The sequence below is a fragment of the Synechococcus sp. HK05 genome, assembly GCF_019104765.1.
Taxonomy (GTDB): Bacteria; Cyanobacteriota; Cyanobacteriia; order PCC-6307; family Cyanobiaceae; genus Vulcanococcus.
Map to the genome: position 1 here is coordinate 67,826 of NZ_JAHRXJ010000001.1, position 20,140 is coordinate 87,965.

20 protein-coding genes are annotated in these 20,140 nt (G+C 66.0%); 7 read left to right on the forward strand and 13 right to left on the reverse strand.

The features are described 5' to 3' along the window. Window positions 1-7: 7 nt before the first annotated feature. The gene (locus KUL97_RS00355) at window positions 8-1,330 is read left to right on the forward strand and encodes an aminopeptidase P N-terminal domain-containing protein (protein ID WP_217794688.1); all 1,323 of its coding nucleotides are present in this window, start codon (window positions 8-10) and stop codon (window positions 1,328-1,330) included. Here the strand turns inward: KUL97_RS00355 and KUL97_RS00360 are convergent. Continuing rightward, on the reverse strand, window positions 1,327-2,100 hold the full coding sequence (locus KUL97_RS00360; RefSeq protein WP_217794952.1) for a TIGR01548 family HAD-type hydrolase: 774 nt from the start codon (window positions 2,098-2,100) through the stop codon (window positions 1,327-1,329). The genes KUL97_RS00355 and KUL97_RS00360 overlap by 4 nt on opposite strands. Before the next feature lie 46 nt (window positions 2,101-2,146). On the opposite strand from KUL97_RS00360, the gene KUL97_RS00365 reads away from it, so the two are divergent. Further along, window positions 2,147-2,626 (forward strand): 30S ribosomal protein PSRP-3, encoded by a 480-nt coding sequence (locus KUL97_RS00365; RefSeq protein WP_217794690.1) that lies wholly within the window; start codon window positions 2,147-2,149, stop codon window positions 2,624-2,626. An 81-nt stretch (window positions 2,627-2,707) separates the two neighbouring features. On the opposite strand, the gene KUL97_RS00370 is transcribed toward KUL97_RS00365, so the two are convergent. The 6 genes from KUL97_RS00370 to KUL97_RS00395 are packed head-to-tail and all read right to left on the reverse strand — an operon-like array spanning window position 2,708 to window position 7,986. Continuing rightward, window positions 2,708-3,808, reverse strand: a complete 1,101-nt coding sequence (locus KUL97_RS00370; protein WP_217794693.1) for a hypothetical protein — start codon at window positions 3,806-3,808, stop codon at window positions 2,708-2,710. Beyond that, a complete protein-coding gene (locus KUL97_RS00375; protein ID WP_217794695.1) occupies window positions 3,721-4,944 on the reverse strand; it encodes a protein phosphatase 2C domain-containing protein in 1,224 nt (407 codons plus the stop codon). The genes KUL97_RS00370 and KUL97_RS00375 overlap by 88 nt, the downstream gene beginning before the upstream one ends. Then, a complete protein-coding gene (locus KUL97_RS00380; RefSeq protein WP_217794697.1) occupies window positions 4,941-5,687 on the reverse strand; it encodes a VWA domain-containing protein in 747 nt (248 codons plus the stop codon). Before KUL97_RS00380 ends, KUL97_RS00375 begins: the two co-directional genes overlap by 4 nt. A gap of 3 nt (window positions 5,688-5,690) precedes the next feature. Beyond that, the gene (locus KUL97_RS00385) at window positions 5,691-7,025 is read right to left on the reverse strand and encodes a protein kinase (RefSeq protein ID WP_217794699.1); all 1,335 of its coding nucleotides are present in this window, start codon (window positions 7,023-7,025) and stop codon (window positions 5,691-5,693) included. Continuing rightward, window positions 7,022-7,714: an FHA domain-containing protein gene (locus tag KUL97_RS00390; protein WP_217794701.1), complete on the reverse strand. Its 693-nt coding sequence runs from the start codon at window positions 7,712-7,714 to the stop codon at window positions 7,022-7,024. Before KUL97_RS00390 ends, KUL97_RS00385 begins: the two co-directional genes overlap by 4 nt. After that, window positions 7,711-7,986 carry a hypothetical protein gene (locus KUL97_RS00395; protein WP_217794703.1) on the reverse strand — a complete coding sequence of 92 codons (276 nt, stop codon included), beginning with the start codon at window positions 7,984-7,986 and terminating at the stop codon, window positions 7,711-7,713. The genes KUL97_RS00390 and KUL97_RS00395 overlap by 4 nt, the downstream gene beginning before the upstream one ends. 77 nt (window positions 7,987-8,063) lie before the next feature. Between KUL97_RS00395 and KUL97_RS00400 the strand changes: the two genes are divergently transcribed. After that, a complete protein-coding gene (locus KUL97_RS00400; protein ID WP_254896023.1) occupies window positions 8,064-10,316 on the forward strand; it encodes a transglycosylase domain-containing protein in 2,253 nt (750 codons plus the stop codon). On the opposite strand, the gene KUL97_RS00405 is transcribed toward KUL97_RS00400, so the two are convergent. From KUL97_RS00405 to atpD, 3 genes are all read right to left on the reverse strand, one after another. Next, window positions 10,291-11,364, reverse strand: a complete 1,074-nt coding sequence (locus KUL97_RS00405) for a rhomboid family intramembrane serine protease (RefSeq protein ID WP_217794705.1) — start codon at window positions 11,362-11,364, stop codon at window positions 10,291-10,293. The two genes, KUL97_RS00400 and KUL97_RS00405, sit on opposite strands and share 26 nt — an antisense overlap. A 72-nt stretch (window positions 11,365-11,436) precedes the next feature. Next, window positions 11,437-11,841 (reverse strand): ATP synthase F1 subunit epsilon, encoded by a 405-nt coding sequence (gene atpC, locus KUL97_RS00410; RefSeq protein WP_217794707.1) that lies wholly within the window; start codon window positions 11,839-11,841, stop codon window positions 11,437-11,439. A 16-nt stretch (window positions 11,842-11,857) separates the two neighbouring features. Further along, the gene (gene atpD, locus KUL97_RS00415; protein WP_217794709.1) at window positions 11,858-13,318 is read right to left on the reverse strand and encodes a F0F1 ATP synthase subunit beta; all 1,461 of its coding nucleotides are present in this window, start codon (window positions 13,316-13,318) and stop codon (window positions 11,858-11,860) included. Window positions 13,319-13,600: 282 nt separating this feature from the next. On the opposite strand from atpD, the gene groES reads away from it, so the two are divergent. The 4 genes from groES to KUL97_RS00435 all read left to right on the forward strand — a co-directional run bounded on the left by groES (window position 13,601) and on the right by KUL97_RS00435 (window position 17,705). Beyond that, window positions 13,601-13,912 carry a co-chaperone GroES gene (groES, locus tag KUL97_RS00420; protein WP_217794711.1) on the forward strand — a complete coding sequence of 104 codons (312 nt, stop codon included), beginning with the start codon at window positions 13,601-13,603 and terminating at the stop codon, window positions 13,910-13,912. 60 nt (window positions 13,913-13,972) lie between these two features. Next, window positions 13,973-15,604: a chaperonin GroEL gene (groL, locus tag KUL97_RS00425; RefSeq protein WP_217794713.1), complete on the forward strand. Its 1,632-nt coding sequence runs from the start codon at window positions 13,973-13,975 to the stop codon at window positions 15,602-15,604. 331 nt (window positions 15,605-15,935) lie between these two features. Beyond that, window positions 15,936-16,250, forward strand: coding sequence for a hypothetical protein (locus tag KUL97_RS00430; protein WP_254896024.1), 315 nt, complete (start codon window positions 15,936-15,938; stop codon window positions 16,248-16,250). A 126-nt stretch (window positions 16,251-16,376) separates the two neighbouring features. After that, window positions 16,377-17,705, forward strand: coding sequence for an ammonium transporter (locus KUL97_RS00435; RefSeq protein WP_217794717.1), 1,329 nt, complete (start codon window positions 16,377-16,379; stop codon window positions 17,703-17,705). A gap of 8 nt (window positions 17,706-17,713) precedes the next feature. Here KUL97_RS00435 and msrB read toward each other — a convergent pair whose 3' ends face one another. The 3 genes from msrB to gpmI are packed head-to-tail and all read right to left on the reverse strand — an operon-like array spanning window position 17,714 to window position 20,072. Further along, the gene (msrB, locus tag KUL97_RS00440; protein ID WP_217794719.1) at window positions 17,714-18,196 is read right to left on the reverse strand and encodes a peptide-methionine (R)-S-oxide reductase MsrB; all 483 of its coding nucleotides are present in this window, start codon (window positions 18,194-18,196) and stop codon (window positions 17,714-17,716) included. Window positions 18,197-18,242: 46 nt separating this feature from the next. Next, a complete protein-coding gene (secG, locus tag KUL97_RS00445) occupies window positions 18,243-18,476 on the reverse strand; it encodes a preprotein translocase subunit SecG (RefSeq protein WP_010310871.1) in 234 nt (77 codons plus the stop codon). 24 nt (window positions 18,477-18,500) lie between these two features. After that, on the reverse strand, window positions 18,501-20,072 hold the full coding sequence (gene gpmI / locus KUL97_RS00450; RefSeq protein ID WP_217794721.1) for a 2,3-bisphosphoglycerate-independent phosphoglycerate mutase: 1,572 nt from the start codon (window positions 20,070-20,072) through the stop codon (window positions 18,501-18,503). Window positions 20,073-20,140 lie beyond the last annotated feature (68 nt).

The window sequence follows — 20,140 nt, forward strand, 5'->3', positions numbered from 1 at the left end:
CGCTTCCATGCTGATCAGTCCAGCCGTGTATGCCGAGCGCCGCATCCGCTTCTTTCAGGCCCTCGGTGGGGCTGCGGCGGTGATCCCCGCTGCACCGCTGGTGACCCACCACGCCGATTGCGAGTGGCCGTTCCGCCAAAGCAGCGATTTCTGGTATCTCACCGGCTTCGATGAGCCCGATGCGGTGGCGCTGTTCCTGCCCCACAGGCCGGAGGGGGAGCGCTATGTGCTGTTCGTGAACCCCAAGGAGCCCAGCGCTGAGGTGTGGAACGGCTTCCGCTGGGGCTGCGAGGGGGCCGTGGAGCAGTTCGGTGCTGATCTGGCCCATCCCCGCAGTGAACTGGCCCAGCGGCTTCCGGAGTATCTGAGCGGTGCCGAGGGCATCGCCTTCCGCGTGGGCAAACATCCGGCGGTGGAGCCGCTGGTGCTGCAGGCCTGGGCTGGGCAGCTGGATCGTGCGCCCCGCAGCGGCGCCGCCGCCCTCGGGCTTGTGGCCCCCTGCCCCCTGCTCCATGGCCTGCGGCTGCGCAAGAGCCCTGAGGAGCTCGATCGCATGCGCGAGGCCGCTCGGATTTCAGCGGAAGCCCACGAACTCGCGCGCCAAGTGGTGCGCCCGGGGTTGAACGAGCGCCAGGTGCAAGCCGTGATCGAGCAGCACTTCCTGGAGCAGGGCGCCCGCGGTGCGGCCTACAACTCGATCGTTGCCGGTGGAGACAACGCCTGCGTGTTGCATTACACCGCCAACAACGCCGAGCTGCGCGACGGCGATCTGCTCCTGATCGACGCCGGTTGCTCCCTCAACGACTACTACAACGGAGACATCACCCGCACCTTCCCGATCAATGGCCGCTTCAGCGGTGAACAGCGGGCCCTCTATGAGCTGGTGCTGGCGGCCCAGGAGGCGGCAGTAGCCGCTGTGGCGCCAGGGCAAACCGCCGAGGCCGTGCACAACACCGCTGTGCGGCAGCTGGTGGCAGGCCTCGTGGAGCTGGGTCTGCTCGCCGGCGAGGTGGACGGGATCATCGAGCAGGGTGCCTATCGCCACCTCTACATGCACCGCACCGGCCACTGGCTCGGCCTCGATGTGCACGACGTGGGTGCTTACCGCCTGGGTGAGCACCACGTGGCGCTGGAGCCCGGCATGGTGCTCACCGTGGAGCCCGGGCTTTATGTGAGCGATCGCCTGCCGGTGCCGGAGGGCCAACCCGCCATCGAGGAGCGCTGGAAGGGCATCGGCATCCGCATCGAAGACGACGTGGCGGTGACCGAGCACGGCCACGAGAACCTCACTGCCGCGGCGCTCAAGGCCCCGGTGGCGATGGAGCGCTAGGGCAGTGCCTGCTCGAGCGCGGTCAGAACGGCCGTTGTGTTGGGGATCACGGCATCCGCCCCGGCCTCCAGCAGCTGCGCTTCGTAGCGGCTGCGGCGCTCGGCGGCCTCGGGTGCCTGCAGGTGGGGTGGTGCCACCGCCAAGCTGAGGAAGGTTTGTGCACTCTGCTGCTGGCGGGCGCGCTGCACGGTGAGCACATCGGCCACGGTGTCGCCCAGATAGGCCACCGGTAGTCCGCCTGAACCAAGGCCGCCGCTCAGTTCAGCGGCGAGGCGCAGGAAGCCCGTGGGATCGGGTTTGTCAGGGGCGTCGCCCATGGCGATCAGCGGTGGGTTGTTCAGCCCCAGGCGCTGCTCCAGCACAAAGCGGGCGGAGGGCGGTTCGGCGCCGCTCACAAAGCCCCAAGCCACGCCGGCGCCGCTCAACTCATCAAAGAAGCTGGGCTCCACCAGCAGGGGCTCCGTGCCGATGAAGCCCTGCCAGGCCCCTGGATCGCCCTCGGGGTCGCCGCCGAAATAAAAGCCGTTAAACACCTCCACCAGCGCTTCAAACGCCGGCAACTCCGCCAGGCCGCCCCGGCGCAGCAGTTCGAGCGAGGCGTCCCAGTCGTTGTTCCAGCAGCCCTCGGCCTTGAGGGAGTCGATGGCGGAGGGCTCAGGCCGCACACCGCTGTAGTGCTGCACCGTTTCCACGATGGCCCTGCGGTAGCTACCGCCCACGTCCCGGATCACGCCGTCGATGTCGAACAGCAGAACAGCGCGGGGACTCAGGGGCCTGGAAACAGCGGCTGGTAGGTTAGTTGTTTGTGATTAAGCCTTGAGCGCTGACACCATGAGCACAGAGAGCGCTGAGAGCGCCGTGGCGACCGCCGCCCCTGAGGTTTCCTCGGAGGACACCACCGAAGGCCGTCCCGTGCTGCGTGGTGCCAGTGCTGTTCTGGCTGCCGCCACCATCGACGAAAACGGCGTTCCCTCCGGCCGCACCCCGAAGGCGGATGAGGGTCGCTTCCTGGTGAAGATCCTGTGGCTGCCCGACAACGTGGCCCTGGCTGTGGACCAGATCGTGGGTGGCGGCCCCAGCCCCCTCACCTCCTACTTCTTCTGGCCCCGCGAAGACGCCTGGGAAACCCTCAAAACTGAGCTCGAGGGCAAGAGCTGGATCACCGACAACGAGCGCGTTGAGATCCTCAACAAGGCCACCGAGGTGATCAACTATTGGCAGGAAGAGGGCAAGGGCAAGAGCCTCGAGGAGGCCAAGCTCAAGTTCCCCGATGTCACCTTCTGCGGGACCGCTTGATCGTTTCAGTGGTCTTGCGATTCAGCTGCCCCCGTCAGGGGGCTTTTTTATTGGCTGGCCCTTGGGCGCGTGGCTTTGGCGTTACTGCCGGCCGCGGGTCACCTGGCCGAAGCTGCTGCCGGTGATCAGGGCCGGCTCGGTGGCCGTTTCCACCGTGAACTGGCGTGATTCGCTCTGGCTGGTGCCATCTGGGTATACGAAGGTCACCAGCCCCTCCAGGGTGATCAAGCTGCCGTCGCGGCTGAGCTCGCGCAGGTGGTCCACGCTCACGCGTTGAAACTGGCGGAAGAAGGCCGGATCGAATTGATCGGCGGCTTCACCGCTGAAGCGTTGGCGCGCGGCCTGGATGTTCCCCAGCGAGAGGTCGTTGTAGAGCTGCTCCACGCTGGTGATCGCCTGCGCTGCGGCGGCATCGTTGCTGGCCTGCTGGCTGAGATCCGGCGCCGGTGGTGCCTCGGCAGTTGTTGTGTCAGGGCTGGGGGTGGTGAGTTCGCCGGGTAGCTGCGGCCGCGGGTTATTCGCCGTGTTGGTGCTGGGAAGGGTGGTTTGCAGCAGCAGCCAGGCGAGGCCTCCACCCACACCCACCACCAGCACGCCGGCCATGAAGCTCAGCACGGCTACCAGCCCATTGCTGCCGCCACGGCCCGCGGCAGGTTCCAGATCCTGCTCGTAGGCGTTGTTGTCGTCCTCTGCGATCTCCTCCCCTAGAGGCGGCTCGTCCTGAACGGACATGGGAGCTGTTGGGCTGGGCGAGGGAGATGCCGGCTGCGCTGCTGCGTAGGCCTCCGGCAGACCCAGCAGCCCGCGCAGCACCGCATCCATGCGGGTGCAGATGGGGGCGGCGAACACCTCGTTGAGTTCCTGCTGCAGCCGCAGCTGCAGGCGTGCATCGGCGGGCAGGGGTGGTTGCTGGCTGGCGGCGCTGCTGAATCCCGGCGCAAGCACCAGGTATTTCAGAGCTGGCAGCAGGGCGAGTTGGCTCTGGCCGCAGAAATCGCCCACCAGGGCCTGAAGCCGGCGTCCATCAAGGGGCAGGCCCCGCTCCAGATCGCTGAGGATCTGGCGGCGCAGATTGGCTCCGAGCGCGTAATCGTTCACGGTTTCGTTGGTGCTGCGGCAGGCGCTGCAGCTGCAGGCATCTTGCCCTTTGCCGGCACGGCCGTGGCGCGGGCCCGCTCCCATTGGCGGCTTAGCTCAGCGTTCAGAGCGGCGCAGCCGGGGATGGGGCCGCTCTGGCTGGCAGCGATCAAGGCGCCGAGCGGATCGCGGCTGGTGGGTTGTTGCAGCTGGCTGGCCAGCTGGGGTTGTTCGAGTAGAGCGTTGAACTGCGCCCGGCGTTGGTTGAGGTTGCTGGGGATCTGCTCGGGGTTGGCACAGAGTTGGCGTGCCTGGGCCTGCAGGGGTGTTTCCTGCCGCACCATCCGCCACGCCCCGAGGCCAACACCGGCCGCCGCCAGCACTAAGAGGAGCAAGGGCCACAACCCCGGCGGCGGCGTGCTGCCGCCGCTTCGCCTTCGCTTCGGCCTTGCAGCCCGCTGGGCGATGGCGAGCGACACGTCGTCGCCGCTGCCAGCCTCGGTGATGTGGGCGAGCCCCTGCTCCAGCTCCTGGCGATCGCGTACATCCAGTAGGGCGGCGCAGAGCTGCAGATAGTCGGCATCGGTGGCGCAGGATTTGCGCACGCCATCGGTGCTGAGCACCAGAGCCTGCAGATCGGTATGTGACTCCAGCGGATGCAGCTGGGTGCGCTCGCCCCAAAGCTGCTGCTCGAAGGTCTGGCAGAGGCTGCCGGTGGCTTCGCTGCCGCTGTGCTCGCGCTCCTCGCTGAGCAGCGTCGCTTGGCCCTGTTGATCGATGGCGCTCAGATCCCAGTCGCCGATGCCGGTGCAGCCCCACCACTGCGGCGCCAGCAGCACCAGCCCCAGGGTGCTGCCATAAAGCAGGGGCGAGAAGGCTTCATGCTCGGCGTCTGGCTGTAGCGCCCAGTCAGCAGCGATCGCTGCCAGCCAGCGCTGATGTATCGCGGCGGGCAGCTCCTGCTCCAGCACTTGCCGCCAGCGCTCCAGGTCCGTCAGGGGTGTGCCGCTTAGCCACTGCGCCACCGCTTCCTGGCTCACCTGGCAGGCCAGGGCACTGCCCCGGTGGCTGAGCCGGTAGCGACTGCCGCCGTGGCCATCGGCCACCACCAGCAGCTGCAGGCTGCCGCCGCGGCCCTTGAGTTCCACGCTCAGGCTGGCGTCCTGGCAGGGTTTTTGCTGGCGGCGATGGGCAGCGCCAATCACGCTGCAGGCCTGCAGGTGCTGCCAGCGCGGGCTCACCACACCAGGGGGCCCACGTCGTCGCTGGGATCCAGCAGCGTGGGGGGCAGATCCGGCAGGGGGATGTTGGCCGGGCTGTTGGCTGCTGTGCCCGCATCGGCTGCAGCCACGCGACTGGCGGGCATCGAGGCGGCCCCAACCACGGCGGTGGAGGCCCATTGGATGTACTGGGCCAGGGTGGTGGCGTTGCTCGCCTGCAGCGGCCGCCGCGGCGATTTGCCGCGTCCCGAGGGCTCCGGACCAATGAACTGCTGCAGCACCTCCAGATCAGCGTCATGGCCCATGGCAATCGCCAGGCGCACCGCTTTCTGGGCCCAAGGCCGCCGCATCAGGTTGGCCAGCCCCGCATCGAAATCATCGGTGGGCTGGCCGTCGGAGATCAGCACCAGCACCGGCGGCAGTGCCCGCTCTTCCATCGGCGGTGACTGCAGCGCATCGGCCACCAGATTGAGGGCATCGCCCATCGCTGTGATGCCGCCGGCCTCCAGATCGCGCCACTGCAGCTGCTGCACGGGGGTGGGTTCCGCCAGGTGCCAGGCCGCCTGATCGGCAAAACGCACGGCCCGTACCAGCACCCGCGCTTCAGGGTTCTCGCGGGCCACCTCGGCCATGCCCGGCAAGGATTGGCGGATGGCCTGGTTGAGGGCCTGCATCTTGCCCTGGGCGGCCATTGAGCCGCTGCAATCGCAGAGGTAGATGAAGTGCAGCGGCCGGTTGCTGAGCCGAACGTTGGGGAAGGGCATGGCTTAGGGGCGTTGCACCAGGATCGCTCCGGCGCTGCTGTTGAGCTGCTGCAGGGCGGCGAGATTACAGGTTTTGCCGGGGTCAAGCTCGATGCTTTGCCCCGTGGTGGTGCGTCCACTCCAGCGGCTGGTGCTCAGGTTCTGCAGGCCCAGCACGGTGGGGTCGCTGGGGTGGGCCACCAGCCGGGCCAGGGGTTCGCGGATCGATTCGCCCACTAAGGGATCGAAGTGATGTGGTTGCAGTTCGTTGCCGGCTGCGGCGGACACCAGGCCATGGGGCAGCTGCAGGCGCAGCGGCGCTGAAAGAGGGGTGCCGCAACCCCAGCAGCTACACGGTGCCTCCGGCGCGGGGAACGTTTCCTGGCCGCAGTGGCTGCAGAGCTGGCGCTGATCGAGGCATTGGCTGATCGCCTGCTTCCACTGGCCCGTGAGGGTGCGCTCCTCGCTCTGGCGCAGGCCCGCTCCGAAGCTCTGCACAAACAGACGCTGCAGGCTGGCGGGATAGATGGGCCAGGTGATCAGAGCGGCACTGTGCTCGATCGGATCCGGCCGGTTGCTTGGGTCGTTGGGGTCAAAGATGAACAAGGCCTCATCGCCATAGAGGCGGCGGCGGGCGGGCTCATCCAGGCAGCGGATCGCCAGTTCCCGCTGGCCCCGGAAGGGGTCGTGGCGGGTGAGCAGGCGGAACAGCAGCACCGCCAGAGAAAACAGATCGCTCCGGGCACTCGGCTTGGCCTGGCCCAGCAGCACTTCCGGCGCCATGAATCCAGGCGTCCCGAGCACGCTGCTGCTGCTCTGGCCATCCACATCCACGTTGTCGTTGTCGCAGATGAGGATCCCGCCGCTGCTGGGCTCGAGGAACAGATTGCCCAGGGAAACGTCCTTGTAACAAAGGCCCTTGAGGTGCAGTTGGTGGAAGGCCTCCGCCAGGTGGAAACAGGCCTTGAGCACCCCCTGAAGGCTGATGGCCAGATCACCGCCGGCGTGGCGATGGGCACCAACAAACGCCTCCGGGCGAAGGCCCATCAGGTAGCCGAAGCCGCCGGCGGCTGCGGGGAAGCGCTCCAGGCTGGCGGGGATGGGATCCAGCAGCGCCAGGGGCCAGAGGAAATCACGGTTGGGGGCGCCGAGCCGGATGCTCTGCTGCAGCCGCTCCCGCAGCTGTGGATCCCGGGCGATGCAGGCCGGGAAGTACCACTTCAGAGCCAGGCGCTCTCCGCAGAGCTGCACGGCGAACACCTGGCCTTGGCTGCCTCCCCCCAGCCCCCGCTCAATCAGCAGCGGCTGCTCCAAGCCGGCAAAGGGCAGGCTGGCGCCTTCGGGCAGCAACCAGTTCATGCGGAGGTTGGGGCCTGGCCGATGGCCTGGCGGATGCCGTTGCGGTGGGCCAGAGCCGTGCGGCGATTGGCGAAACCATGGCGTATGGCACGCCCATCGCGCAGCACCAGCACCAACGCATGTTGTTTGCGCGAACCCATCAGGATCCAGCCTGCTAGCGCCCCAGCCTCCAGCGGCCAGAACACCAACGGAAATGGCAGCAGCAGCAGGCCACCCAGGCAGAGCAGCAGCCACCAACTGAAGATGTGAGGGTGCAGCGGCAGGCTCTGCACAGCTGCCGAACGGATGTCGGCGACGGCCACCTGCTGCTCGCCAACGCTGATGTGGCGGGGGGCTGCGGCCGCCACCGGAGCTGGGGCAGCTGCCGCCTTTACTGCTGCGGCTGATTCGAACACCAGCACCGGGCCATTGCGGCCGAGCCGGATTTCATCGCCGTGTTCCAGGCGCTTGCATTGATGCACCTGGCGGCCTTCCAGAAAGGTGCCGTCATCGCTCTGCCAGTTGCACACCAGCCAGCCCTGGCTGCGGGAGAAGCGCACCACGGCATGGTGCTCAGACACCCCCTCCTGATTGGTCAGGCAGAGGCTGTTGCTGGCCGCGCGCCCGATGGTGAGCGGATTGGCGGGATCCAGCGGTGCCACCTTGCGGCGATCCGCCGCCAGTACCAGCCGCGCAGCAGGGGTGCTCATGGTTGCTGGCGCCGGCGGCGCCACCACAGCTGCCAGTCGTCGCGCAGGTCGTTCCACCAGCCGCCGTCGCCCTCGCGGTAGGGCACCACCCTTCCCGGAAACAGCAGGGCCTTGCTGGCCAGGGCCAGGGCGATCAACACCAGCACCAGCAGCACCCAGCCGGGGATCGCCCCCACCCAGGTGGCGGCGAAGAAGGCGCGAATCGCGTACAGCCCGATCGTGAACGCCAGCCACAGCCGGAAGGGTTCCCAGGGGTCCCGTTGGCGCTGCAACGATCCGCTTGAAGGCTGGCCGTAGCCTATGGCCGGGCTGCAACACCCGCCTGGCCACCGCATCGCATCTGGCTTCGTTGAAAGAGCGCCTGGCGCCCGTGCCGGTGCGGCGTGCCTGGCTTGAACTGGCGCGGGCCGCTTGTGTGGGGCCGTGGCGAGAGCGCCCGGCGGCGATCGCCAGGGTGTGGCCGTTGTTGCTCGCCCATCAGGCCCGGGTGGAGCTCTGGGCTGGTGGCCGCCAGCTGAGCGAGCTGGTGCTTGAAAACAAGCGCTATCGCTTGGGACGCGATCCTGCCTGTGAGCTCCCCTTGGCGGAGCCGGGGCTCAGCCGGGTGCACGCCATCCTCGAGAAGCAGCGCCCGAGCGATCGCGAGTTCGCCCTCGAGGATTTCAACTCCGCCAATGGGCTGTTCCACCGGGATCGCCGCATCCGCTGGATTCAGCTGCGCGATGGTGATGCCGTGCGCTTGGGCTCACCGCTCAAGGGTGAGGCGCCGGAACTGCGCTACCACCACCCACGCAGCCCGCTCGAGCAGGCCGTGCTGCTGCTGGGAGTCGCGGCCTTGGCTGGCTCCACCCTGCTGGTGAGCGGCATGCTCGTGGCCGCCAGCATTGGCGGCGGCTCCAAGATCCGCTCCATCTCCGGGCCGGTGAAGATCTTCTCGGCCGATGGCCGCCAGATCGATGCCCGGGAGGGATCGTCCACCGCCTTGCCGTCGTTGCAGTCGTACCCGCTGCATCTGCGCCAGGCGTTGATGGCCTCCGAAGAGGCGCGCTTCGGCTGGAACAGCGGCATCGATCTGTTCGGCACCCTGCGCTCGGCCCTGCTCGGCACCGGTGGCGGCAGCGGGCTCACCCAGCAGGTGGCTCGCATGGTCTATCCCGAGGTGGGCCGCGATGTGAGCCTCACCCGCAAGCTCAGGGAGCTGTGGGTGGCGCTGCAGCTGGAGGTGGGCTTCAGCAAGAACCGCATCCTCAAGCTCTATCTCGATCGCGCCTATCTGGGCCTGGGCACCGAAGGTTTCGAGCAGGCCTCCCAGCTCTATTTCCGCAAGTCGGCCAGCGAGCTCGATGTGGGCCAGGCGGCTTTCCTGGTGGGCCTGCTGCCTAGCCCGAATGGCTACAGCCCCTGCAATCTCGAGGATCCCGGAGCGGGGCTGGAGCGGCGCAACCTTGTGCTCAAGCTGATGCACGAGCAGGGCTGGCTCAGCGATCAGGCCTTGATCGATGCCCAGCGCCGCCCGCTCAACATCGATCCCTCGGCCTGCCGCGAATCCACCTTCAGCAGTTATCCCTTCTTCAGCGACTACGTGCTGGGGGAACTGGAAGGCACACGCTTTGGCCTCGACCTGAGCAGCGCTGATGCGGCCGGCAATTACGCCGTGATCAGCACGATCAATCCCAAGCTGCAGCAGCTGGCACAGGATCAGCTCAAGCGTTTTCTGGAGGGGCCGGCCGCGGCGGCAGGGCTCAGCCAGGGGGCCCTGATCACGGTGAACACCGCCACCGGCGACATCCTGGCCTATGTGGGTGGTGGCGACTACGGCCGCTCCAGCTTTGATCGCGTGCAGGCGCTGCGCCAGCCCGGCTCCACGTTCAAGCTGTTTCCCTTCCTGGCGGCCCTCGCGGCCGGGGTGAAGCCGGCTGATGCGGTGTCGTGTGCGCCGCTGGCCTATGTGGCGGGCTGCCGCAGCGGCGGCGGCAGCACCAGCGTGGCGGAGGGGTTTGCCCGCTCCGAAAACGTGGTGGCCCTGCGCCTGGCGGAGCGTGCCGGGCTGGGCAATGTGTTGAAGCTGGCTCGCCGCCTCGGCATTTCCACCCCGCTCGATGCGGACTACAACACGATGCTGGGCGGCCGCGAAACCTATCTCTACGAGCTGGCACGCGCCTATGCCGTGGTGGCCAATGGCGGCCGCTCGGTGCCGATGCATGGCGTGAGCCGCATCTACGACCTCGGCATCTGCGGTTCGATCAAAAGCCTGGAGCAATGTCCGCAGCGGGGCATCACCGTGCCGATCGGTGAGCAGACCCATCAGCTGCTCTCGCCGGAGCTTGCCGCCACGATGGATGAGCTGCTGGCTGGGGTGGTGCAGGGCGGTACCGGCCGGGCGGCGGGGCTGGTGCCTGATGCGCGCGGCAAAACGGGCACCACCAACAACGGCGTGGATGTGTTGTTTGTGGGGTACTCGCCGGCCAGCCAGCTGCTCACTGCCATCTGGATGGGCAACGACGACAACACCCCGGCCCAGGCCGCCAGTGGAGCGTTGGTGGCGGAGTTGTGGGGCCGCTATATGCAGCAGGCGGTTACAGCAGTTCCCGGATCCGGGTGATCACGGCCCAGCTGAGCCCCAGCAGCAAACCCCAGCCCCAGCTGCTACTCAGCACCCGCTGCAGAGCCGTGCTGCGCTCATCGGGGTTCTGGCGCGGCAGCTGCCAACCCAGCTGCAGGGCTCCGTACACCAGCAGCAACACCCAGGCGGGGATCTCGAGGCCGGCGCTGCTGAAGCGGAACACGCGCCAGTGCAGCAGGCTCAGGCCAGCCGCCAAGGCAATCAGGGCACTGATGGCGCCGGAAGCCCCACTCCAGCGGCGTGTGATCTGCCAGCGTGCGGCGCACAGGGCGGCCAGCCCCAGGCAGGCCAGGGCCGTGAGGCAGTAGCGGAGCACCACCGACCCCAGCTGCAACGGCGAAGCCCCCAACAGGATCAGCAGCAGGATCAGGTTGAGGATCGCTTCGAGGTCATTGGCATGAATCCAGGCCTGGCTCAGCCATTGCCAGGCCTGCCGCGGCTGCGCGGCCTCGGCGCTGGGCAGCGGCCAGTGCCGCTTCAGCTGTTTGAGCGGTCCAAGGCTGAGTGCCTGCAGGAGAGCGAGCACGAGCACGAGCACCACCCCGCCGCTCCAGCCCCAGCCCTCGAAGAGGGCCCGATCCAGTTCAGCGCCAACCCAGGCGAACACCAGCGCGCCTGCGGCGGCGAGAGCCAGGCCCGGGCCGAAGCGCTCCAGCTGCAGCCGCAGGCGGATGGGCGTTGGTAGAGCCGCGGCAGGGGGATCGGCGGCGCTTCGATCAGGCGGCGGCAGTTGACCGGTGGCGCCCTCCAGCAGATCGAGCAGCTCCTGCAGTACGGCTGGTGCATAGGTGGCCCGCAGCTGAGCGCTGAGGCTGGCCAGGGCCGATTGCTGCTCGGCGCCTTGGCTGTGGAGCACCTGCAGCAGCAGCGGTTGGCTGGCGAGATCGCGGATGGGACCTCGCAGACCATCGTTCGCCCCCAGGGCATCCATCAGCCGGTTGGTGAGCGCCCGCGATTGCCGCAGGCCGGCGGGATCCGCGGCCAGCCACCGGTTCAGCTGCATGCCCAGGTCGTGGCCAACACCCATGCGCGCAATTCGCAGGCAACAACAAAAAAGCGCCCCGGAGGGGGCGCTGTCGATCATGAAGCGTGGGCTGGATCAGGCCTTGCTGGCTTGCACGCGGGCGCGGGCACGCGCCAGTTCCTGCTGGGCCTTGATCTTGTCGGTGCTGGTGGGCTGGCCTTCGAACTTGGCCACAGCGGCGGTGGCGGCATCCAGCTCCTTGCTGGCGGCTTCAGCGTTGATGCTGCTGCCGAGCTCGGCAGCATTCACCAACACCGTCACTTCGTCGGCATCCACTTCGGCAAAACCACCCTGGAGGGCGATGGCCTTCCAGCCATTGCCTTCACGCACCCGCAGCACACCGAAATCGAGGGCGGTGAGGAGGGAGACGTGGCCGGGGAGAATGCCGAGCTGACCGGTGGTACTGGGCAGGATCACTTCGTCGGCGTTGCCGTCGAAGACGCTCTGGTCGGGTGCCAGAACGCGGAGGGTGAGAGACATCAGTTAAGACTCCGGATCAGCCTTTGGCGTCAGCCTGGATCTTGGCGGCCTTGGCCTTCACTTCATCGATGTTGCCCACCAGGTAGAAGGCAGCTTCGGGGAGGTGATCCAGTTCACCGGCCAGGATCATGTTGAAGCCCTTGATGGTGTCCTCGAGCTTCACGTACTTTCCGGGCATGCCGGTGAAGATCTCAGCCACGAAGAAGGGCTGGGAGAGGAACTTCTCGATCTTGCGGGCGCGATCCACGGTGCGGCGGTCGTCTTCGGACAGTTCGTCCAGACCAAGAATCGCGATGATGTCCTGGAGCTCCTTGTAGCGCTGCAGGGTGGACTGCACGGCACGGGCGGTGCGGTAGTGCTCGTCACCCACAACGGCGGGCTGGAGCATGGTGCTGGTGGAATCGAGGGGATCCACAGCGGGGTAGATGCCCTTGGATGCCAGGCCGCGGCTGAGCACGGTGGTGGCGTCCAGGTGGGCGAAGGTGGTGGCGGGAGCGGGGTCGGTCAGGTCGTCCGCAGGCACGTACACGGCCTGGATCGAAGTGATCGAACCTTCCAGGGTGGAGGTGATGCGCTCTTGCAGTTCACCCACGTCGGTGCCGAGGGTGGGCTGGTAACCCACAGCCGAAGGCATGCGGCCCAGCAGAGCCGACACCTCAGAACCGGCCTGCACGAAGCGGAAGATGTTGTCCACGAACAGCAGCACGTCCTGCTTGTTCACATCGCGGAAGTGCTCGGCCATGGTCAGAGCCGACAGACCCACGCGCATACGGGCGCCGGGGGGCTCGTTCATCTGGCCGTAGCAGAGGGCCACCTTCGACTTGGAGAGGTCGTCGGCGTTGATCACGCCCGACTCCTTGAATTCCTCGTAGAGGTCGTTGCCCTCACGGGTGCGCTCACCCACGCCGCCGAACACGGACACACCGCCGTGCTCTTTGGCGATGTTGTTGATCAGCTCCTGGATCAACACGGTTTTGCCCACACCGGCACCACCGAACAGGCCCACCTTGCCGCCCTGGCGGTAGGGAGCCAGCAGGTCGATCACCTTGATGCCGGTCTCGAACACCTTGGGCTTGGTTTCGAGGTCGGTGAGCTTGGGAGCTTCACGGTGGATCGGAGCCGTGGCGGTGGCGTTCACCGGACCCTGCTCGTCGACGGGCTCGCCGAGCACGTTGAAGATGCGGCCCAGGGTGGCTTCACCCACGGGCACGGAGATCGGAGCGCCGGTGTCGAGGGCTTCCATGCCACGCACCAGTCCGTCGGTGCTGCTCATGGCCACGGCGCGGACGCGGTGGTCACCCAGGAGCTGTTGCACCTCGGCGGTCAGAGCCACGTCTTGACCGGCGGAGTTTTTGCCCGTCACGCGGAGGGCGTTATAGATCTTGGGCAGCTTGCCGGCCGGGAATTCAACGTCGATCACCGGGCCGATCACCTGCCGGATGATGCCTTTGGTGCCGGTGGCAGTAGCAGCAGCCATTTATGGGAGAAGTCGCTGGGGACGCGCAGCGGGACTAGACCCGCTCCGAAGCGGCGCAACCTTACCACTGCGTGCCATCCACCCCGTTCGGTTCGGTAGGGCCGCAGCTGCTGTTCGGTCAACCGCCCCGGTCCGCAGTTGAACGGCGGCCTGCCGCCCTCATACCTTGGCACTCACGGCAGGCGAGTGCTAACTCCCTCCGCCGGGCGTTTCAACGCCGCGACCCTGGCAGCGTCTCTGGCGCCATGCCAATGGTTTCGCCTTTTTCATCGCATTCCATCCATGGCTGCTGTTTCTCTCAGCGTTTCCACCGTTAAGCCCCTCGGCGACCGCATCTTCATCAAGGTGTCGGAGTCTGAGGAGAAAACCGCCGGCGGCATCCTTCTGCCTGACACCGCCAAGGAAAAGCCCCAGGTGGGCGAAGTGGTGCAGGTGGGCCCCGGTAAGCGCAACGACGACGGTTCCCGTCAGGCCCCCGAAGTGAGCGTGGGCGACAAGGTGCTTTACAGCAAGTACGCCGGCACCGACATCAAGCTCGGCGCCGATGAGTACGTGCTCCTGTCCGAGAAGGACATCCTGGCCGTCGTCAACTGAGCGATCGCTCACCGCGATTCAGATTTTCCTTAACCGTTTCAACAGCGAGATCCGCCTTCCATGGCTAAGCGCATCATTTACAACGAGCAGGCCCGCCGCGCCCTCGAAAAAGGCATCGACATCCTGGCCGAATCCGTGGCCGTGACCCTGGGTCCCAAGGGCCGCAACGTGGTGCTGGAGAAGAAGTTCGGCGCTCCTCAGATCATCAACGACGGCGTCACCATCGCCAAGGAGATCGAGCTCGAGGATCACATCGAGAACACCGGTGTGGCCCTGATCCGTCAGGCCGCCTCCAAGACCAACGACGCTGCTGGTGACGGCACCACCACCGCCACCGTTCTGGCGCACGCCATGGTGAAGGCCGGTCTGCGCAACGTGGCCGCCGGCGCCAACGCCATCACCCTGAAGAAGGGCATCGACAAGGCTGCCGAGTTTCTGGTTGAGAAGATCAAGGAGCACGCCAAGCCGATCAGCGACTCCAACGCCATCGCTCAGGTGGGCACCATCTCCGCCGGCAACGACGAAGAGGTGGGCCGCATGATCGCCGACGCCATGGACAAGGTCGGCAAAGAGGGTGTGATCTCCCTCGAGGAAGGCAAGTCGATGACCACCGAACTGGAGGTCACCGAGGGCATGCGCTTCGACAAGGGCTACATCTCGCCCTACTTCGCCACCGACACCGAGCGCATGGAAGCGGTGCTCGAGGACCCCTACATCCTCCTCACCGACAAGAAAATCGGCCTGGTGCAGGATCTGGTGCCCGTGCTCGAGCAGATCGCTCGCACCGGCAAGCCTCTGCTGATCATCGCCGAGGACATTGAGAAGGAAGCCCTCGCCACTCTGGTGGTGAACCGCCTGCGCGGCGTGCTCAACGTGGCTGCTGTGAAGGCCCCTGGCTTCGGCGATCGCCGTAAGGCCATGCTCGAGGACATCGCCGTTCTCACCAACGGTCAGCTGATCACCGAAGACGCCGGCCTCAAGCTGGAGAACGCCAAGCTGGAGATGCTGGGCACCGCCCGCCGCATCACCATCAACAAGGACACCACCACCATCGTGGCCGAAGGCAACGAGGTGGCTGTGAAGGCCCGCTGCGAGCAGATCCGCAAGCAGATGGACGAAACCGACTCCTCCTATGACAAGGAGAAGCTGCAGGAGCGTCTGGCCAAGTTGAGCGGCGGTGTGGCTGTGGTCAAGGTGGGCGCTGCCACCGAAACCGAGATGAAGGACAAGAAGCTGCGCCTGGAAGACGCCATCAACGCCACCAAGGCGGCCGTTGAAGAGGGCATCGTTCCTGGCGGTGGCACCACCCTGGCCCACCTGGCACCTGCTCTCGAGCAGTGGGCAGCCTCCAACCTCTCCGGCGAAGAGCTGATCGGCGCCACCATCGTGGCTTCCGCCCTCACCGCTCCTCTCAAGCGCATCGCTGAGAACGCTGGTGTGAACGGCTCTGTGGTAGCCGAGCACGTGAAGAACAAGCCCTTCTCCGAGGGCTACAACGCTGCTACCGGCGAGTACGTCGACATGCTGGCCGCCGGCATCGTGGACCCCGCCAAGGTGACCCGTTCCGGTCTGCAGAACGCTGCTTCGATCGCCGGCATGGTGCTCACCACCGAGTGCATCGTGGCTGATCTGCCCGAGAAGAAGGAAGCAGCTCCTGCCGGCGGCGGCATGGGCGGCGACTTCGACTACTGAAGCCAGACGGGAAGAGGCTGACCTCTTCCCTCGCACCATTCAGTCATCGCAACGCCTTTGGGGCACGTCCGTGCCCCATTTTTTGTGCCTGCCGCTCGGCGTGGATCGGAGGCGCCCAAGCCCTGTTGAGGGCCTGTTGTATAGGCTCTGCAATATGAGCCTATGCCAGGGGGCTGTTGTCGTGCTGACGGGAGGGCTGGGAGGCGAAGGTGGAAAGACTCGTTGCTGAGCGGGGAAATGGACGCGAGGAGGGAGGTGTATTGTTCTGGCTATACGAATCTTGCTTGTGTCGCGTCCTGGGGCTTTCGCTGCAAATTTCAGGCCTGAAGTCTTGGATCGCTTCAGGGATCTCTGCAGGCGGCAGGGAAAGCAGTACACCAAGGTTCTCGAGCGCCTGGCTGAGGTTTACCTGGAGACAGAAGGTGCCGTGCTGGATGGAGTGGTTTCTGTTGGACCGCCAGACCCTGACAGGAAGAAGCGGCTGGTCCAAGTGGAGTCACTCCAGAACAAGCTGCTGGAAGATCTCTTGAAGCGTGTGGAGCTCCTGGAGAAGCACAAGGTGAAGGCCGACTATGAGCTCGAGCGTGTGCAAAAGAGCCTTGCGTTTCTGCGCTCCGGTCTTCACGAGCCAGGCTCCAGGAGCTGACCCTTCAGGGACTTGACCCGACCCGCAACAATGTTCGCTGTGAACAGTCGGTAGGTGGTGCTGTCTGAAACGGTATCCGTCATCACCGAATGAATTCGCGTGCGGTTTCCTTTGCGACAGCGTCGATTGCTGATCGCTGCTCTCACTGTTCCAGCGCTTCAGCTCTTGCTGGGTGCCTTCCTTCCGGCCCAGGCTGCAGAGGCCACGCTGGATAGCTCCGACAACACCCTGCTCCTGATCTCGGCAGCGATGGTGTTGTTGATGACCCCTGGTCTGGCCTTCTTCTACGGCGGCTTTGTTCAGGGGCGCAACGTGCTCAACACGATGGCGATGAGCTTCGTGATGATGGGCATCGCCACCTTGGTGTGGGCGAGTTTTGGTTTCAGCTTGGCCTTCGCTGATGGCGGCGCCGCCCAGGCTGTGGTGGGAAACCCCTTCACCTTTGCTCTGCTTGAGCGTCTGCCGGAGGTCTGGGATGGCTTGGCCGTTCCCGGCCTCACCTTTGCCCTGTTCCAGGGCATGTTCGCGATCATCACGCCGGCTCTGATTTCAGGCGCCCTGGTGGAGCGCATCAGCTTCCGCTTCTGGTGCCTGTTCACGCCGATCTGGCTGCTCCTGGTTTATTCCCCGTTGGCCCATATGGTCTGGGGCGGCGGCTTCCTCGGTAAGGATCTCGACTTCGCCGGTGGCACCGTGGTGCACATCAGCTCCGGTGTCACGGCATTGGTGCTGGCTGGTCTGATTGGCGCCCGGCGCCAGTGGCCCAAGGCCATCCGTCCTCCCCATGACGTGACCCAGATCCTGCTGGGCACCGGACTGCTCTGGTTTGGTTGGTTCGGCTTCAACGGCGGTAGCCAGCTGGCCGTTGGCGGTGCTGAGATTCCATTCACCACCACCCATGTCGCTGCAGCGGCAGGTCTGGTGGCCTGGTCGGTGGTGGAAACCTGCCGCCGCGATGGCAAGCCCACCGCTGTAGGAATGGCCACCGGCGCCGTGGCCGGTCTGGTGGGCATCACGCCGGCGGCTGGTTTTGTCAGCATTGGATCAGCCATGGCGATCGGTGCGATCACCGCGGTTCTCTGCTACGTGTCGGTGCAGGTGAAGGTGAAGCTTCGCTTTGACGATTCTCTCGACACCTACGCAGTCCATGGTGTGGGCGGCACCGCCGGTGCCCTGCTGACGGGTGTCTTTGCCAACGCTGAGCTCATCTCCTCGCACCCCGCCGGTCAGGTTCTGGCCGAACAGGGCCGTGGGGCCTTGGTTCTGGGTCAGCTGCAGGCCGTGCTGGTGGCCTACGGCCTGGCTGCGATCGGTACCTTCTTGATCGCTGGCGTCTTGCGCGGCCTCGGTGTTCCGTTCCGGGTGAAGGAAGACGCTGAGAACCTTGGTGTGGATGTCGCCGAACATGGCGAAGAGGCTTACGCGGAGCGGGTTGGCTCCCCGCAGCTGTTCTGAGCCAAGCCTCAAGCGTTGGGCTTGAAGGTGAGCGCTACGCCGTTGTTGCAGTAGCGCTTGCCGGTGGGTTTGGGGCCATCGCCGAACACGTGCCCTTGGTGGCCGCCGCAGCGGCTGCAGTGGTATTCGGTGCGCGGCACGATCAGCTTGAAGTCGACCTTGGTGCCGATCGCCTTGGGCAGGGGCTGCCAGAAGCTTGGCCAGCCGGTGCCGCTGTCGTATTTGGCTTTGGAGCTGAACAGGGCAAGATCGCAGCCGGCGCAATGAAAGGTGCCGGCCCGCTTCTCGTTGTTGAGGGGGCTGCTGAAGGGCCGCTCGGTGCCTTCCTGGCGGAGCACCTGATACGCCGCAGGGCTCAGGCGCCGTTTCCATTCGGCGTCGCTGAGGGTCCACTTGGGGTCAGTCGCCGCTGAGGCCGCTTCAGCTGCAGTGGCACCGAGCATCGGGCTGAACAGAGCCGTGAGGCTCGCCAGAAAGCTGCGCCGGGGCATCGTCAAGGTGCGAATCGGGAAGGCTGTGGGGTGATCAGGGTGGTGATCAGAGCTTGAACCAGCCAGCACTCAGGGCCGTGGCCAGACCCAGGAACACGGCCAGCAACGTCCAGGTGATGCGGTTGAGGGTGGCTTCAGCGCTGCGGGCACTGCTGAACATCGAGCTGCCACTGGAGGCGAGCCCGCCCATGCCATCGCCCTTGGGGCTGTGCAGCAACACGCTGATCATCAGCAGCACGCCGCTGGCCAGCCAGATCCAGGTGAAAACGGTTTGAAGCATGTGCTGAAGCCTAGTGGGCTGGATTCAGACCCCCAGGGTCTGGGGGATGCGGCTGGGCACGGCGGTGCTCCCCACGGGGACAACCAGGGAGCTGCCGGTCATGCGTGAGGGCTGCGGCAGACCGAGGATCTCCAACAGGGTGGGGGCGATATCCGCCAGACCGCCGCCGCTGCGGAGCTCGACGGCGTTGCCGTGGCCAGGCAGCTTGCGCTGCTCACCTTCCACCAGGATCACCGGCACCGGATTGGTGGTGTGGGCAGTCCAGGGACGACCATCCGGGCCTTCCATCAGTTCGGCATTGCCGTGATCGGCGGTGACCAGCAAGGTGCCACCCATCCGGTTCGTGGCTTCCAGCAGGCGACCCACGCTCTGATCCACCGTGTGAATGGCATCGATCGTGGCGTTCATTTCGCCGGTGTGCCCCACCATGTCGGGGTTGGCGTAGTTGATCACCACCAGCGCGTAGATGCCTTTGTTGATCGCGGCAATGCAGTGGTCGGTGAGCTGCTCGGCCGACATGGCCGGTGCCTGGTCGTAGGTGGCCACGCGTGGGGAGGGCACCAGATGGCGGTCTTCGCCGGGGTAGGGCTGCTCGATGCCACCGTTCATGAAATAGGTGACGTGGGGATATTTCTCCGTTTCGGCCGTGCGGAACTGGCGTAAACCGGCCTCTGACACCACCTGGCCCAGCAGGCCATCCAGCGATTCCGGCGGGAAGGCCACCGCCACGGGCAAGCCTGCTTCGTATTGCGTGAAGGTGACGACGGAAAGATCGTCGATCAGCTCGCGCTCAAAGTCGTTGAACTCAGGCAACACCAGGGCCCGGATGATCTGCCGCACCCGATCCGGCCGGAAGTTGAAGCACACCACACCATCGCCCGGGGCGATGCAGCCTGGGGCCAGACGCGTGGGTTCAATGAACTCATCGGTGGTGCCGCTGGCGTAGGCGCTCTCCAGCGCGTCTTGGGCGGATGCGGCGTCCGCCGGCCCGTCGTTGCAGAGCAGGCGGTAGGCCTTTTCAGTGCGATCCCAGCGGTTGTCGCGATCCATGGCCCAGTAGCGGCCACAGACCGTGCTGATGGAGCCCACGCCGGCCTTGGCCATTTGGGCCTCGATCGTGCGCAGATAGCCGGGTGCACTCTGGGTGGGTGTATCGCGACCGTCGGTGATCACGTGGATGCACACGTTCTGCAGGCCGCGGCCCGCAGCCCAGAGCAACAAACCGCCCAGATGATCGAGATGGCTGTGCACGCCGCCGTCAGAGCAGAGCCCGATCAGGTGCAGCGTGTTGCCGTTGGCCACCAGCCGGTCAGCCAGGGCATTGAGTTCAGGGTTGTCGTTGATGCTGCCGTCGCGCACGGCCTGGCTGATCCGCACCAGCTCCTGGCGGATCACACGGCCGGCGCCGATGGTGAGGTGCCCCACCTCTGAGTTGCCCATCTGGTCGTCGGGCAGGCCCACATCGGCGCCACTGGCCTCGATCAGGGTGTGGGGATAGGCATGCCATAGGGCATCCATCACCGGTGTGTCTGCGGCACGGATGGCGTTGTGGGCGTCGTCGTGGCGGTAGCCCCATCCATCGAGGATGCACAACACAACGGGCGCAACGTTTCCCCGTTTGGATTCGGGTCCGTCACCGTTCGCCGGTCGTCCGTGTTCGTGCC

Coding starts and splice junctions, on each gene's coding strand:
- KUL97_RS00390 (WP_217794701.1), bottom strand. CDS start 7,714: ATGAGCACCCCTGCTGCGCGGCTGGTACTGGCGGCGGATCGCCGCAAG.
- KUL97_RS00385 (WP_217794699.1), bottom strand. CDS start 7,025: ATGAACTGGTTGCTGCCCGAAGGCGCCAGCCTGCCCTTTGCCGGCTTG.
- KUL97_RS00370 (WP_217794693.1), bottom strand. CDS start 3,808: ATGGGAGCGGGCCCGCGCCACGGCCGTGCCGGCAAAGGGCAAGATGCC.
- msrB (WP_217794719.1), bottom strand. CDS start 18,196: ATGCCCCGGCGCAGCTTTCTGGCGAGCCTCACGGCTCTGTTCAGCCCG.
- groES (WP_217794711.1), top strand. CDS start 13,601: ATGGCTGCTGTTTCTCTCAGCGTTTCCACCGTTAAGCCCCTCGGCGAC.
- atpC (WP_217794707.1), bottom strand. CDS start 11,841: ATGTCTCTCACCCTCCGCGTTCTGGCACCCGACCAGAGCGTCTTCGAC.
- secG (WP_010310871.1), bottom strand. CDS start 18,476: ATGCTTCAAACCGTTTTCACCTGGATCTGGCTGGCCAGCGGCGTGCTG.
- atpD (WP_217794709.1), bottom strand. CDS start 13,318: ATGGCTGCTGCTACTGCCACCGGCACCAAAGGCATCATCCGGCAGGTG.
- KUL97_RS00405 (WP_217794705.1), bottom strand. CDS start 11,364: ATGGGTGTTGGCCACGACCTGGGCATGCAGCTGAACCGGTGGCTGGCC.
- KUL97_RS00355 (WP_217794688.1), top strand. CDS start 8: ATGCTGATCAGTCCAGCCGTGTATGCCGAGCGCCGCATCCGCTTCTTT.
- KUL97_RS00380 (WP_217794697.1), bottom strand. CDS start 5,687: ATGCCCTTCCCCAACGTTCGGCTCAGCAACCGGCCGCTGCACTTCATC.
- groL (WP_217794713.1), top strand. CDS start 13,973: ATGGCTAAGCGCATCATTTACAACGAGCAGGCCCGCCGCGCCCTCGAA.